Here is a 14,756-nt window from a genome sequence, read left to right on the forward strand (position 1 = left end):
ATTCAGAAAGTAAGGATACGACTATGAATGACAACATCGAAAACAGAGCAGGAAGAAAAGTAATCCATGTGGTTCAGCATCTGGCTCCGGGCGGGCTTGAGACCCTGACACTGGATCTGATGAAGTTTGCCCATCCGCAGGATCAGGTTCTTATCGTCAGCCTTGAGGGTAGCAAGGAACAGGCACTGAAAAACTGGCCGAAGCTGGAGCCTTTTGAGCATCAGTTGATCTTTCTGGATAAATCTCCGGGTGTCCAGTTAGGGCTGGTGCTTACCTTACTGCGCGCCTTTCAGGGTGTAAGACCCGATGTGGTACATACCCATCATATCGGTCCCCTGCTTTATGCCGGATATGCAGCAAGAATGGCAGGCGTTCCGGTACGAATCCACACCGAGCATGATGCCTGGCATCTGAATGATAAAAAGCAGGTTCGTCTTCAGGGACTGATTCTTAAGGCAGCTAAACCAACACTGGTCGCCGATGCCAGTAAGGTAAATGACAAACTAAAATCCTGCTTCTCCTATCCGGATAGCATTGTGATTAAAAATGGCGTCGACTGCAGAAAATTTAAACCCGGCTCTAAGCCTCTGGCAAGGGAGCTGTTTGATCTGCCCGCTGATAAAAAAATTATCGGCTGCGCCGGCAGGCTGGAAACGGTAAAAGGGCAGGATATTCTTATTCAGGCTCTCTCATATCTCTCCGCTGAACATATACTGGCTATCGCCGGTGACGGCAGCCAGAAACAAGAGTTACAGGCAATGGTGAAAGAGTTATCTCTGACTGAGCGGGTGTTTTTTCTCGGGCTGGTAGAGAATATGCCTCGCTTTTATCAGTCGCTGGATATCTTTTGTCTGCCGTCGCGCTTTGAAGGCTTTCCTCTCTCCCCACTGGAAGCACAGGCTTGTAATATCCCAGCAGTTGTGACGGATGTTGGCGCCAGTGCAGAAACCATCTGTCCGGCTACCGGTTATGTGGTTCCGCCGGAAAACCCGCAAGAGATGGCTGCTTGTCTGGAGCATCAGCTTCTCAGGCGCTACAACCATATTCCGCGCGAGTTTGTCGTAGAGAACAACGATATCCGCCGCATGATTCGCGCTTATGAAGATCTGGCTCTGGGAGTACTGGCATGATTGACTTAATTCTGGCTACGCTGTTTGCCGTCAGCGCGCTGCTGATTGTTTATCATCACCTTGGCTACCCGGTTCTGCTGAAGTGGTATGCAAGAAGAAACCCGCTTAGTCCTGCTCAGACACTATTCAGACGATACAGAGAGCAGAGCGGAGACGCAGATATGCCGGAAATCACCATTCTGGTTCCGGCCTATAATGAACAGCTTTGGATAGCAGATAAGATCCGAAATCTGGCCTGTCTCGATTACCCTGCCGGCAAAATGAAGGTGATCATCGGGCTGGATGGTTGCAGCGACAATACTGCCCGTCTGGCACGGGATACTATTCAGGAAGCGATCTGCGCGGAAACCTGTTTTGAAATCATTGAGTTCAGCGAAAACCGCGGGAAAATCGCAGTGATTAATGAGCTGATGCAGAGGGTGGATAGCGAGCTGGTGGCGCTGAGTGATGTGTCCGCCCTTATCTCTGTCGATGCCCTGCAGATAGCCGCAGCACACTTTAGTAACCCAAGGATAGGTGTGGTTAACCCCTGCTACCGGATACTGGAAACAGGCTCTGTGGCAGAAACGAAATACTGGCAGTACCAGAGCCGGATCAAACAGGCTGAAACCTCACTCGGTTCAACCTTAGGTTCGCACGGTGCCTTTTATCTGTTCCGTACAGCACTGTATGAGCCTCTGGAAGAGAACACCATTAACGATGACTTTATCCTGCCGATGAAGATCATTGAGAAAGGTTATCTGGCTCATTACGATGCGGATATGCTGGCACTGGAACAGGAAGCCACCAGCCAGGGGAACGATTTTAAACGTCGTCTGCGAATCTCTGCCGGCAACATGCAGCAGGTGCTTCGTCTGTGGCCTCTTTTTAGTCCCAGATATTCAGGTATCGCTTTTGCCTTCTTTTCCGGTAAAGGGCTACGTCTGCTCACTCCATACCTGATGCTGAGCTGTCTGATAACATCGCTGCTTCTGGTCTCTTATCCACTGTTCAGTATTGCCCTGACGGCGCAGCTGGCACTCTACGCCATTGCCATGCTCTGTTATCTGTTTCCTGTACTACAGGTTCACACCTTGATTACTTTTATCACCTATCTTATGACCGGTCATTTTGCCAACCTGATTGGTGGCCTGCGCTACCTGCTGGGGCTGGAAAACAAAAGATGGATCCGGGTTAAACAATAAGGAGATTGTTATGTCTGCCAACACCAATAAATTTAATATTATCTCAATCAGCAAACGAGGCTTTGATGTCATGGTCTCCCTGATACTGATTATTCTGGTAACACCATTTATTCCACTGATTGCTGCCGCCATTAAGTTCTCCTCCCCCGGACCGGTTCTCTACCGCCAGCTCAGAGTGGGAAAAAGCAGCCCGGATCAGGTGGTTCTGTTTGAAATTGTTAAATTCAGAACCATGTATCAGGACGCAGAACAGAGATCCGGGGCAAAATGGGCAACGGAGAACGACCCGAGGATCACACCTGTAGGGCTGTTTATGCGCAAAACCCGTATCGATGAGATCCCTCAGTTGATCAATGTTCTTCAGGGTGAAATGTCCCTGATTGGCCCACGCCCGGAAAGACCCGGTTTTTACCAGAAACTGGAAAATGCCATCCCCTTCTTCGCAGACAGAACCTATGGTGTTCTGCCCGGCATTACCGGTCTGGCTCAGGTCAATCAGGGCTACGACACCTGTATTGATGATGTACGAAGAAAGGTCGCTTTTGACCATAGATACGCCCTGTCATTCTGCTCATTTTTCCAGTGGCTGAAGATGGATCTGACCATCTTGTTTAAAACCATTGCGGTTGTCGTCAACGGACGCGGGCAGTGAGGTCCCCCATGAGCAGCCGTAAACGTAACATCCTGTTGGTTCACTATGGTGACAACTGGATAAGAGGCAGCGAGCAGACCCTACTCAGTCTGGTAGACAATCTGGATCGCTGCCGCTTCACCCCTTTTGTCTGGAGCAACAATCCACGGCTTCATCAGCAATTGCAGCAGCGTAATGTTGGTAGTTTTCTCAGCCCGTTTAAAGTCTTACTGGGCTGGCAGAAGCCACGCTTTGCTATCTTCAGTTGGTTGCAACAATGCCTACAGGCTTATCGTCTGATAAAGGAAAATAACATTGATCTGGTTCATGTGAACGGTGGTGCCCCCTGCCAGTGGATGTGGCTGGTATGCCGCTTATGTGGTATCCCTATGTTGCTTCATCTGCATTCTGATTACCCGTTACGGGATCGGTTAACACTTGGGTTCGGCCTTGCCACACAGGTAGTCACTGTCAGCAATGCCATCAGCCACTCGCTGCTGAAAGACGGTTACCCGCAGCAACGACAGAAAACCATCTACAACGGCTTTAGCGGACAGCAAGACCAACAGCCTGTGTTCGATGTCAAAAAACACCTCGGGCTGGATAGCAGTACTTTTTTACTGGTCAGTTGTGGCTCTTTAATCCAACGAAAAGGAATGGATCTGCTGATACGTGCTATGGCATCAGTACGGAAGCATGATCAAGGTGTTCATCTTCTGATCATCGGCGGAGGTCCTGAATATCATTCACTACTCACCCTTGCCCGTCAGTTAGATATAACTGACCATATCCACTTTAGCGGTGAACAGAGCAACGTACCCCGCTGGATGGCAGGCTGTGATGCCTTTGTCAGCGGAGCCAGTAGTGAAGCTTTTGGTCTGGTAATCGGCGAGGCCACACTGGCCGGGCTTGCGGTTATCGCCCCCGCAACAGGCGGCATTCCCGAGCTTGTTCAACATAACGTCTCAGCGTTGCTTTATACCAAAGGTAGCCAAGCTCAACTGGCACAGCATATTGTTTCCCTGCGGGGAGAGACAGATGTTGCCCGCAGATTGACAACAAATGCCCGGCAGCGAATTACAACTAAATTTACTGTTCAGCATTATATCAGCGCATTTCAGTCTGAGTACCAGCGCCTGCTTTGCACGCCTGTCAGCCCTCCTTCCATTGGCAGTTTTATCGCCACAGCACTGCGCACTACTCTTGCTCATATCACCGACCCCCTGAGCAATCATCTGAATTTCAGATTGAATCTCATAATGAAAAACAGCCAAAAACGATTTTAATCTTTGTTGTTTTTCAGTTAGTTACCAGTTGGCACAAGCTTTGAAAGTCATTGAGTATGTCTGATGAAAAACAAGGATGATTCAATGAGACCACTACTTCTGTTTACTGCTCTGCTTGTCAATTCAGCCGGCGCTATGGCGACTCCTTTTGACACCTGCCCGAGTAAAGCCTACCTGTTTCAGTCCCAGCCGGTTCAGGTGTACGGAGTAAACCTTGTAACGGGTTCTACTGCTTTGTTGCAAGGAGATACAGGAACCACGGGAAATGTTAATGGTGTCGGTTTTGACTTCGACAGCCGCTATATTTTTGGTTACAACACAACGGATAAAACCATTGTCAGAATGGGCAAGGATTTTCAGGTTGAAGTTCTCTCCGTCAGTGGCCTGCCTACGGATCACACCTTCTATGTCGGTGATGTGTTTAACAAGTATTACTACCTGTACCGTACCGGAAAAGGTCTGTTTCGCATCGACCTTACACCGCTAGACACCGACCCGGATGCCACCCTGATAGTTGAACAGCTTTCCACTACTGCCACTGTCAGGCTGACAGACTTTGCTTTTCATCCGGTAAACTCAAAGTTGTACGGTATCGATAATAATTCCGGCTGGTTATATGAGTTTGATCCACAAACAGGCGCTGAAACTCTGATAGGTGATACTGGCGAATTGGGCACTTTTGGTGCCGGCTACTTTGATGTTAATGGCTACTACTATGTGTCCAGAAATCAGGATGGACAAATTTACCGTATTGACCTTTCTGACGAGAGCCAGATCAACAGCGGTGTGGTTCCTGCGGTTAAGTTTGCTGACGGACCAAGCTCAAATCAAAATGATGGTGCTCGATGCGCCAACGCACCCGTAGTAGATGAAGACTCAAATATCGACTTCGGTGACGCTCCGGATAGTTACTCAACCACTCTTGCCAGCAATGGTCCGCGTCACGAACTGGATCAGCTTACCTGGCTGGGCGACAGTGCCCCCGACGGAGAACAAGATGGTTTAGTCGCCCCCCTGAGTGACGATACAGTAGGAATCGATGACGATAACGGCGTCGAGTTTATTACCACATTGCAAACCGGCTTAGATGCCATGATACAAGTTAATGCTTCCACTCAAGGTTACCTGAGCAGCTGGTTTGACTGGAATCAGGACGGCGATTTTCTGGATGAAGGCGAACAACTCCATCAGGATCTGCAGCTTAGCGAAGGTAACAACAACCTTATTTTCACCGTTCCTCTCAACGCCGTGCAGGGCAGCAGTTGGAGCCGCTTCCGCTTCAGTCAGCAAACCGGGCTGGCAGCCACCGGCGGGGCAACCTCAGGTGAAGTAGAAGACCACCAGATATTTGTTACCGCTGAAGGAATTACTGTCAGGCACTACCCGAATGAATCCGGATACGCCACGGTAGCCTTTGAGGATAACTGGCCCCATAAAGCCGACTACGATATGAATGATGTGGTTATTCACTACCGGGTAACGGAAATCCTGAAAGACAATCTGGTACAGAAATCCTTTATCCGCGGCCGCCTTGCAGCTTATGGTGCCGACTACCACAGCGGCTTTGCTATTCGTCTTGCCGGCTTGTCTCAGTCGGATATAGATACCAGCCTGACCCGCCAGTTTCACAATGATCAGTTGCAGGCAGACAGCGGGCTGGAGATGGATTCCGCAGAAGCGATATTCCGCATATCTGACGATTTAAGCCATAAAAAAGGCACAGAATGCCGCTTCTTCCGCACCCTGTCTGACTGTAAAGAAAATGAATCTTTTATGTTTGAATTGCATGTTTCCCTGAACAGTGGAGCCGACAGTTCCGGATTAATGGCCATGCCTTACGATCCGTTTGTGTTTGCCACCCCTTATTACTACCACGGGGAAGAGTTACCACTTCATCCCGGCAGAACACTGGAGATCCACCTGGCTGATCAGGCGCCAACTGAGAAATTTAACCGCGATGAACTATGGAACCTCGGCGTCGACGCCAGTGATGAGTCAACAGACACCTACTTTAAGACCGCGAATAATCTGCCGTGGGCTCTGCTGGTTCCTTACGAATGGCAGTGGCCGATAGAACGCAAAGAGCTGACACTGGCCTACCCAATGTTTGCTGAGTTTGCCGAGAGTGCCGGAGAATCAGCCAAACAGTGGTACCTGCCTGAAAATGCTGTTGCTGGCAATATCTATCAACCTTAAGGAGCGCCGTTATGAAACATTTACTATTACTTATCCCGATGTTAGTGATTACGGCTTGTGGTGGCGGAGGCGGTGGAGGCGGTTCCAGCTCTGGTGGCGGCTCTTCACCTTCAGCGCCATCCTCACCTTCTGCACCTTCAGCCCCGTCGGAACCAACGCCGATACCGGAACCAGCACCGACACCGGTTATAGCTCAACGCTCGATGGATGAACTTGAGGTACCTCAGGGCTTTAGCTACCAAGCAAGTTCAGGGCTAAACCTGTCGGTGCAACTAAGCAGCCAGCAGAACAATACGGCATTTATCTCTGTGTATAGCGAATACAATCAGCTCGCTCAGGATCAGTATCAGGCCGTATCAAGCAGTAAAATACTCTCTGCGCCTATGGTTCAGGGAAGCTTTTCAGCCAGCTTCGAAACAGCAGAGAGCACAAAAACTCTGCTGATTGAAGTGTGGCAGTTGGGTGCAGCCGCTCCGATACAAAAGGTGGTGGTGAAACAGGCTCAGATAAACTGGGTCGATTAAGATCAGAGCTTGTTGAGTCTGAACGATCAACAAATTTCTGATAAAAATAAGGCATCTTCGTTATTGAAGATGCCTTATTTGTTCAGCCTTGCTCCAGTAAGTTAAGCATTTTTTCCGCGCTCAGCGGCCGGAAGAACCAGTAGCCCTGAGCGACATCACAGCAGAGTTTACGACAAAACTCCGCCTGCTCTTCAGTCTCTATCCCTTCAGCCACAATAGAAAAACCAAGCTGGTGCCCCACTTCGGTAATGGCTTTCAATATAATTCTGTTTTCACGACTATTGGCCGGACCGGAGATAAAGGAGCGATCAATTTTCAGATGACTAGCAGGGAACATAGTCAGATAACTTAAGGAAGAGTAACCGGTACCAAAATCGTCAATGGATATCTCTGTACCAAACTCCCTTAACCGGCGAAGGTTGATCAGTAGCTCTTCTGTCGCTTCAATCAGGGTGTGCTCGGTGATCTCAATACCTATGTCTCGCGGGGAGAGATGATACTCATTGAGTGTTTTGTTCAGCACACTAAAAAAGGATTTGTTCTCAAGTTGCTTTCCGGAAACATTAATATCAATTTTTATATCCGAGTGGCCGTTGCAGCGCCACTCAGAAAGCTGCCGGCACGCTTCGCGCAGGACCCAGTTGCCAATATGAATAATCAAGTCTGAACGCTCTGCAATAGGGATAAATACCGCCGGCGAACGGCTCGCCTCTGTAGGAGGATTTGTCCAGCGGATCAGGGCTTCACAACCGACAACAGATTGGTCGGTTAAACTTAATTTAGGCTGATAAACCAGTTCAAACTCATTAGCACTCAGCGACTGCTTAAGCTGATTGGCCACTTTTCTCTCAAACAGCATAATATCGTTCATGGTTTTATCAAAAAACACATAACGATTGCGGCCACGATTTTTCGCCTGATACATAGCGGTATCTGCGTGCTGAAGCAGAACCTCCACACTTTCACCATCGTCAGGATAGACACTGATCCCGATACTGGCAGAGCTGTAAATATTTTGCTCAGAGATCAAAAAACTCTGTTCAAATTGATTGAGTAGTTTCGACGCCGCTCCTTCGATATCAGACTTTTCAGCAATATGAGGCAATACCAGTACAAACTCGTCCCCGCCAAAACGGGATAAAGTGTCGTACTTTCTCACCTTACTTTTCAGCCTTTCCGCAACCTGCATCAGAAGCTGATCACCACAGACATGGCCCATGGTGTCATTAACCTCTTTAAACATATCCAGATCAATAAACAGGATGGCTACTTTCTGTCTGAATCGTTCAGCTTCTACCAGCCGCTTTTCCAATTCACTCTCAAGAAAGCGTCGGTTAGGCAATTGAGTTAATGTATCTGAAATCGCCAGCCTCTCCAGCTCAGCCAGCGCTTTGTGCTGCTCAGTCATATCGATATCAATGCAAAACATCTCAGGAGAGTCGGTCCACTCCTTCAGCATAATGTGCATTGAAAATACCGGAACTAAATGACCATGTTTGTGCTTAAGCTGGAGCTCGGCTGCCGGGATAGCGTTGCCGTTTCTTACCCAATCGGTGTGCAGATCAACAACCGCCTCACGCATCTCATCGGGAATGATCAGCTCTTCAAGGCGCATACCCAGAGCTTCCTGCTTACAAAAGCCATAAAGCGCTGTACTTGCTTCATTCCAATAGATCACCCTACGATTGACATCATATCCCTGCACAGCAACCTTAGGCAGGCTCTCCAGCAACTGGATAAAACGACGTTCATCTTGTTTAAGTGTTTCATCGTGATTTGACAAATTTTCTTACCCTATACCTGACTGACAGTTAGCTCTCTTCCCGGCTCATAGGCCGAATTTTTATTTCTAAGAGGAAGAGTTACTTTAAAAGTAGCAGAGTTTCGTCGGTTTCGGGAAAGGGAGGATCTGCTGGCATAAGCAGAGGCAAGTGAGATTTACAGTGTAAAGAGCTGACATAAGCCAGCCCTTAGGTCAGATAAGATCAGGATTCAGTCTCGTTACGAATAGCCTTAATAATCACAGAAGTATCCATACGGCCGAGACCTTGTTCAGAAAGATCTTTATACTGCTGATTAGCTTTTTCGGTGAAAGGCAGGCTGATACCCTGACTTTTTGCCTCTTCAATACAGAAGCCAAGATCTTTGATCATCCAGTCAATGGCAAAGCCAAAATCGAACTTGTCCTGAGCCATGGTTTCAGCCCGGTTTTCCATCTGCCATGAACCGGCTGCGCCATTCTTCAGACAGTTAATCAGGGTTGGAACGTCAAAGCCGGCTTTTTCCGCGAGAATAAGCCCTTCAGATAGCCCGGTCAGTGCACCGGCTACACAAATCTGATTCACCATTTTGGCGCGCTGTCCCTGCCCTGTTGCTCCCATCAGAACAGAAGATTTACCATAAGCATCAAAGAGACTGTCCAGCTCTGCAAAGTCATCTTCACTTCCGCCACACATAATGGTCAAAATGCCGTTTTCAGCCCCACTCTGACCACCAGAGACAGGTGCATCCATAAAACGCACTCCGGCTGCAGAGCAAGCCTGTGCCAGCTCTTCAGCAAGTAATGCAGAGGTGGTGGTGTGATCGACCAGAATAGCCCCCTGTTTCATCGCGGCAATGGCGCCGGTTTCACTGGAGGTCACTGAGCGTACATCATTGTCATTACCGACACAGGTTAGTACAACATCGGCCTCAGCGACGCATTCAGCTACTGTGTCACGGTACTCGCCACCATACTGCGCTACCCATTGCTTTGCTTTTTCTGTATTACGGTTATAAACCGTTACATCAAACCCTGCTTGTTTAACATGACCGGCCATAGGGTATCCCATCACACCTAAACCAATAAAACTGACTTTCATTGCTCTATCCCTTCCTTTTGATTTTTATTTCTGTTCTGCTGATTTGTTTCTATAGCTGGTTAGCTTTTCTGTCAACCAGATTCTTGATTCGACCAGCCCTTCTCCGGAGCACTCAACCAGATAGGCTTTGCCGGTAAAATAGCTCTCAGAGGCGATATTTTCGATAAATGACTCAGCAGATTTAATCTTATCTCTGGCGTAGTCATACTTACCGGACAAATGCTTTTTCGCTTCAGCACCACTGTACTTTTTACCACTGCGGATAAACTGACAATCGGAGTGGTTTAACTGCTGCAGTAGCGCTGCTATTTCTGACTCTGTTACTTTTTCTGAGGTTAACTGCTCGGCCGTCGCAGTAAATGAAAAAAGTAACATACCTACTAGTACTATCGTTCTCATACATCACCTAACCTGACTTAAACCCATTAAAATGTACACTATGTAGTTTACATTTTAAATGTTCAGGTGAAAAAAAACCGGATAACAAGTATCCGGTTATATAGGTTAAGTCTTTGTCTGATTATGACAATTCAGCGTTATGATACACCTGCTGAACATCATCACACTCATCAAGCAGATCTAAGAACTTCTGGAACTTCTCAGCATCTTCACCCGTTACCGGTGTATTGGTCTGAGGAACAAAGGTGATCTCTTCTACATCCAGTGTGATGTCAGGAAACTCTTCATTAATGGCAGTTTTAGCCTTAAAGAACTCAGTATGAGGAGCAAATACGGTAATCACACCATCTTCAAGCTCGATATCAGTAACATCAACGTCCTGCATCATCAGAGCTTCTAATACGGCTTCTTCGTCTTCGCCTTTAAACTGGAAAACCGCCTGATGATCAAACATATGCGCTGTTGTGCCCGGGCTGCCAATCTTAGCGCCAGTCTTCACAAAGCATTGACGAACATCCTGAAAAGTACGGTTACCGTTATCTGTCAGGCAGTCAACAATCACACTAGCACCACCCGGGGCGAAACCTTCATAGCGGGCCGGTTGGTAATCTTCACCACCGCCGCCACTGGCTTTGTCCAGTGCTTTATCGATAACATGAGCAGGAACCTGATCTTTTTTAGCTTTAGCAATCAAATGCTTAAGGGAAAGGTTCATTTCCGGATCCGCGCCGCCGTTTTTGGCGCACATGTAAATTTCTTTACCGTATTTGGAATAGACTTTAATTTTTGCGCCTTGTGTTTTCGCCATTGAGGCTTTGCGCACTTCAAAACTTCTTCCCATCGGGATGTTCTCTCTGATTCAATTTATTCGGGCAGATTTTAACAAAGTGTCAAATCAATTCAATTTAGAATAGGTAATCAGCGTTAATGAACGCCCATTACTCTCTTGTATTTAACGATGGATTGCTCAAAACACGCTCTTTCATCATCACTTGTTAGCTTAGCAGTGTGAGCGGTTATTTCCTCCGGGCCTATTTTCGCTTGCTTAAGCTTCCAGACTAAAAATGAGGCTTGTTTATCCAGCTCAATCTTATTTTTCTCATCGGCTGGCAGCAGAGATAGATTTACAGGCATAGGAATATTCATCGATTAATTCTGAAGCAGGCAATATACCACAGAGCAGGGAAAGGGGTAATAGTAACAGGCTGTCTGAGCTGGCAATTTTTCAGTTTCGCTAGCGATAAATAAGCAAGGGCGCCTGTAAGGGCGCCCTAAAAAACTTGCAACCTGAGTGCGATCAATGAAGTAAGCCTAACTCCTCGGCCTCTTCCAAAGTTAAACCGCTTTCGCGAATCTCGCGCATGGCTTCGATGCGACGGCGAGCTTCAGCAGATTTTACTTGTTTTTTTGATTGCTTGGCGTCTTCATCCTTGAAGTCCCAATTAGATGCAATGTTTGTCATTTCATCGTGATCAATTGAATTAATAGACATACACACCTCCGATCAAAACCCCGTTCGGGACAAGGTTTATTTAGCAAAGGCAGATATCATTGTTAAGCAAATCTGATCGAGAATGTGAAGTAACCATGACTTCTAGAATGAAGTTTATAAATCTGTCATTAAGGCTTTGCGAAGATAAGATTTCGGTCATATCCTTAAAGGATTACGCTATCGAATCGTAAATGAGAGCTAGGTCTCGCTCTTGTTACATCCCACCCCATCCATTCCAGAAAAAGTATGCCTGCTTTGCACTGTTACAGCGGAACGATGATCAAGTAAAAGTATTCTCTGCCCAATTTATGCCAGGCAAAAAAAAGCGGGTAAGGTACCCGCTAAAAACATTCATAACTTAATGTAACTATCTGAGCCAATCTATCAATCTGTTAGAAAGGACTGTAAGGTTGTCTATTCGTTATTAAATATAGTCCGCCAGACAGAGCTAATGTCAGGTTAATGTCAATCTTATGTCCGGATATGAAAAACTTCGTCTGTTAGCCGACCGCCACTTCATCCAGCGTCCTGAACACCTCTTCATCCATATGCCCTTCAAGTATCAGTTTGCATACTTTTTTCCTGACAGCGAGCCCGGAGATCAGACGCTCAATAGAGAGATGCTTTGCTTCTGACTGACTATTAAACAGCTCAATGGTTTTACTCAGGATCTCGTAGCTGATCACTTCTTCACCCACTCTCAGCCAATCGAGCTTCTCTATGAGTTCCTGACACTCTTTCTGAATAGAATTATGTGGATGACCAGTCATAGCAGAAAGAGCCGTTATAGCTCTCTCCAGAGCCTCTGAGGAGGTATACTTAGATAAGGTAATTGTCAGCTCATCGGCATTGATCTCAACCAGATGTTTCCTTAATTTAACCCGGCGCCCCAGACGACCATTGGATTTGCTGGTTTTTCTCTGGATCGGTTCAAACTCACCGTCAATAATCTCTGCCAGTTCTTCCAGCCTCTGCTTAGACACCATTTCATTGCGTAACGGGTTAGGCAGGGTTGGAGCCATATTACGCTTGCCGGCGTTGGTAGTCCGGGCTCTGGAGTACCTTAATACCTCTTCAACATTACATTTTATGTCCAGCAGAAAATCTGAAGTTTTGCCGTTTCCGTCCACTCTGGAGATATCCAGATGATAACCCCATAGATTAACGTTAAATTGATCTTCCTGTTTATCTTCTTCTGCCAGTTTTCTCAGTTCGCGGATCAACTCGGTAGAAAAACGGCGCCATTCGATATTTCTGGCCAGTTTCTGGTTAAGTTCACTCAGCAGCAAACTATCAGTAAATCTTCTCGACATCCGGCTACGGAAAAACGAGTAAAGCTGAAACACAAGGGTATGCTGCTTAAGAATTTCAGGTGGGAAGAGGAAAAAGTAATCTTTTGTCAGTAACTCTTCATAAAAGGAGGGTTCCCAGACCAAGATATACAGATTAGGTTTGATCCTGATCTCTCCGGATGCGTCTTCAGAAGGCGCTTCTTCCGAAGCCGTGATGGTTCTGGCAAGGAAGCGGAAGCGATCACTTTTAAAGCCTTCCGGCATATTTTCACTCAGCCAGCGGCCTGCCAGCTCATGTAGCTGGAAGTCAGTAAACTCAATACGATCAATGCTTTCCCGGATGGAATCCCGTGCAGGCCCGCTATCTTTCTTGCCTCTCATGGAAAGAATATCGGTGATGTATAGCGGCGTTTTGTTCGGGGTCTGTTGTGCGTTGATCTGATACTCTTCCTGATGATGCTCGTGGTACTGCACTGTCAGGGTAAACAGAGCAAACAGTGTCATCAGATCATCAACAGTCATGATATTTTTAGAGGATCGAGTTTCAATGATCGCCCTTGATCCTGAAATAGAAACCATGGATTTTTGATAGTTTTTTCTGGTTCTCGGGGGAGCCAATGCCTGATCAATAATGCCGGCCCAGTTTGTCGGTGATACCACAAACTGATCCGCTTCATCTTTCATTGCCGGCGGAGTTTGCAGACCAAACTCATTTAAAAGACGCCGGTTAACCTGAGTTTGTGCCAGTGCTTTTGATCGTTTCTGTTTTTCTGTTTTTTTGCTCGACTCTGTCATCAGACTTGATGCGCCTAAAACAGAAACCAGTTGGCTGGGGTTAACAAATCTATGCAACATGGTTTTGCCCGCCAGACCTTCTTCAAATCTAACCGGAACCTGACTAAAAAGACCTATATTGACGGCAGCACGCAATCTTTGCTGAATCGCAGCACGGGTTAAATGACGATCAGTGGCTTCTACAATTTCCGTTGTAGAAACATAGCCATCTTTGCTGGTTAGTCCTCTCAGGGATATCAGGTTCAACAGTTCAACAATGCTTTTTGTTACCCCTTTAAAGTGCTGATACTGTTCTATCCAATCTACTGCATGTTCCGATACTTCAAAAAGGTGACCGTCTTTATGGTTTCTTGGCAGGTAAATCAGTAGTTTTTCATCGGATTTCATTTTTATTGTCCGCAGTTCAAGTTCCGTAGATTGGCTATAGTTCCAAAAGGTTAAAGAAATTCAGATCATAAATAAAGAGATATTTAATTTGTTTGGGTTAAAACTGATCTTACTGATTATATTGATCTATATTGATTATGTGATCTAATGATCTGAGCAAGGATTTGCTTTTATCTTGCTGAAAAATAAAGATAAAAAAAACAGGCTTTCGGAACGATGATCATGTTATTTCCGGAGGTATGATCAAGAAGAGATCGAAAACATGATCAAACAGTGCCGGACACATGATCAATACACAGACGGAGCGATGATCATCTGGATGACAGAACGATGATCACCGAAGGTTCACATCTTATCCACAGCCTCTGATTAAAATGACTTCTAATTTAAGCGAAATTGGCAATATACAGTGTTAATCAGAGTGACAGAAGCATGATCAAGGAAGCTGTTTTAGCATGTTTTCCGCTTACTTGCTCAAACGACATTGCAACGGAGTGTTCCGGTCAATTCTATCTTGGTTTGGTGAGCATTTACTAAAATGACAGAACGATGATCAAGCTAGAGAGGACTATTTTTGAT

At 46.6% G+C, this 14,756-nt stretch carries 13 protein-coding genes; 6 read left to right on the plus strand and 7 right to left on the minus strand.

Annotated features, from left to right (window positions below):
* Nucleotides 1-23 precede the first annotated feature (23 nt).
* The 6 genes from PK654_RS22900 to PK654_RS22925 all read left to right on the plus strand — a co-directional run bounded on the left by PK654_RS22900 (nucleotide 24) and on the right by PK654_RS22925 (nucleotide 6,951).
* Nucleotides 24-1,130, plus strand: coding sequence for a glycosyltransferase (locus PK654_RS22900; RefSeq protein ID WP_271699860.1), 1,107 nt, complete (start codon nucleotides 24-26; stop codon nucleotides 1,128-1,130).
* Nucleotides 1,127-2,314 (plus strand): glycosyltransferase family 2 protein, encoded by a 1,188-nt coding sequence (locus PK654_RS22905; RefSeq protein WP_271699861.1) that lies wholly within the window; start codon nucleotides 1,127-1,129, stop codon nucleotides 2,312-2,314. The genes PK654_RS22900 and PK654_RS22905 overlap by 4 nt, the downstream gene beginning before the upstream one ends.
* Nucleotides 2,315-2,324: 10 nt before the next feature.
* Complete coding sequence (locus PK654_RS22910; protein WP_271699862.1) at nucleotides 2,325-2,966, plus strand: sugar transferase; 642 nt, start codon at nucleotides 2,325-2,327, stop codon at nucleotides 2,964-2,966.
* A gap of 8 nt (nucleotides 2,967-2,974) precedes the next feature.
* The gene (locus PK654_RS22915; protein WP_271699863.1) at nucleotides 2,975-4,231 is read left to right on the plus strand and encodes a glycosyltransferase; all 1,257 of its coding nucleotides are present in this window, start codon (nucleotides 2,975-2,977) and stop codon (nucleotides 4,229-4,231) included.
* 84 nt (nucleotides 4,232-4,315) lie between these two features.
* A complete protein-coding gene (locus tag PK654_RS22920; protein WP_271699864.1) occupies nucleotides 4,316-6,427 on the plus strand; it encodes an LruC domain-containing protein in 2,112 nt (703 codons plus the stop codon).
* Between the two features lie 11 nt (nucleotides 6,428-6,438).
* Nucleotides 6,439-6,951: a hypothetical protein gene (locus PK654_RS22925; RefSeq protein ID WP_271699865.1), complete on the plus strand. Its 513-nt coding sequence runs from the start codon at nucleotides 6,439-6,441 to the stop codon at nucleotides 6,949-6,951.
* Nucleotides 6,952-7,033: 82 nt separating this feature from the next.
* On the opposite strand, the gene PK654_RS22930 is transcribed toward PK654_RS22925, so the two are convergent.
* The 7 genes from PK654_RS22930 to PK654_RS22960 form a co-directional block, all read right to left on the minus strand.
* A complete protein-coding gene (locus PK654_RS22930) occupies nucleotides 7,034-8,734 on the minus strand; it encodes a putative bifunctional diguanylate cyclase/phosphodiesterase (RefSeq protein ID WP_271699866.1) in 1,701 nt (566 codons plus the stop codon).
* A 202-nt stretch (nucleotides 8,735-8,936) separates the two neighbouring features.
* Nucleotides 8,937-9,812 (minus strand): NAD(P)-dependent oxidoreductase, encoded by an 876-nt coding sequence (locus PK654_RS22935; RefSeq protein WP_271699867.1) that lies wholly within the window; start codon nucleotides 9,810-9,812, stop codon nucleotides 8,937-8,939.
* Nucleotides 9,813-9,836: 24 nt separating this feature from the next.
* On the minus strand, nucleotides 9,837-10,211 hold the full coding sequence (locus PK654_RS22940) for a DUF5329 domain-containing protein (RefSeq protein ID WP_271699868.1): 375 nt from the start codon (nucleotides 10,209-10,211) through the stop codon (nucleotides 9,837-9,839).
* 121 nt (nucleotides 10,212-10,332) lie between these two features.
* Nucleotides 10,333-11,052 (minus strand): YebC/PmpR family DNA-binding transcriptional regulator, encoded by a 720-nt coding sequence (locus tag PK654_RS22945; protein WP_271699869.1) that lies wholly within the window; start codon nucleotides 11,050-11,052, stop codon nucleotides 10,333-10,335.
* Between the two features lie 83 nt (nucleotides 11,053-11,135).
* A complete protein-coding gene (locus PK654_RS22950) occupies nucleotides 11,136-11,345 on the minus strand; it encodes a DUF3283 family protein (protein WP_271699870.1) in 210 nt (69 codons plus the stop codon).
* Between the two features lie 163 nt (nucleotides 11,346-11,508).
* Nucleotides 11,509-11,703, minus strand: a complete 195-nt coding sequence (locus PK654_RS22955) for a PA3496 family putative envelope integrity protein (protein WP_271699871.1) — start codon at nucleotides 11,701-11,703, stop codon at nucleotides 11,509-11,511.
* Nucleotides 11,704-12,203: 500 nt separating this feature from the next.
* Nucleotides 12,204-14,177 carry a replication initiator protein RctB domain-containing protein gene (locus tag PK654_RS22960; protein WP_271699873.1) on the minus strand — a complete coding sequence of 658 codons (1,974 nt, stop codon included), beginning with the start codon at nucleotides 14,175-14,177 and terminating at the stop codon, nucleotides 12,204-12,206.
* Nucleotides 14,178-14,756 lie beyond the last annotated feature (579 nt).

It is taken from the genome of Vibrio sp. SCSIO 43137 (assembly GCF_028201475.1).
Classification (GTDB): domain Bacteria; phylum Pseudomonadota; class Gammaproteobacteria; order Enterobacterales; family Vibrionaceae; genus Vibrio.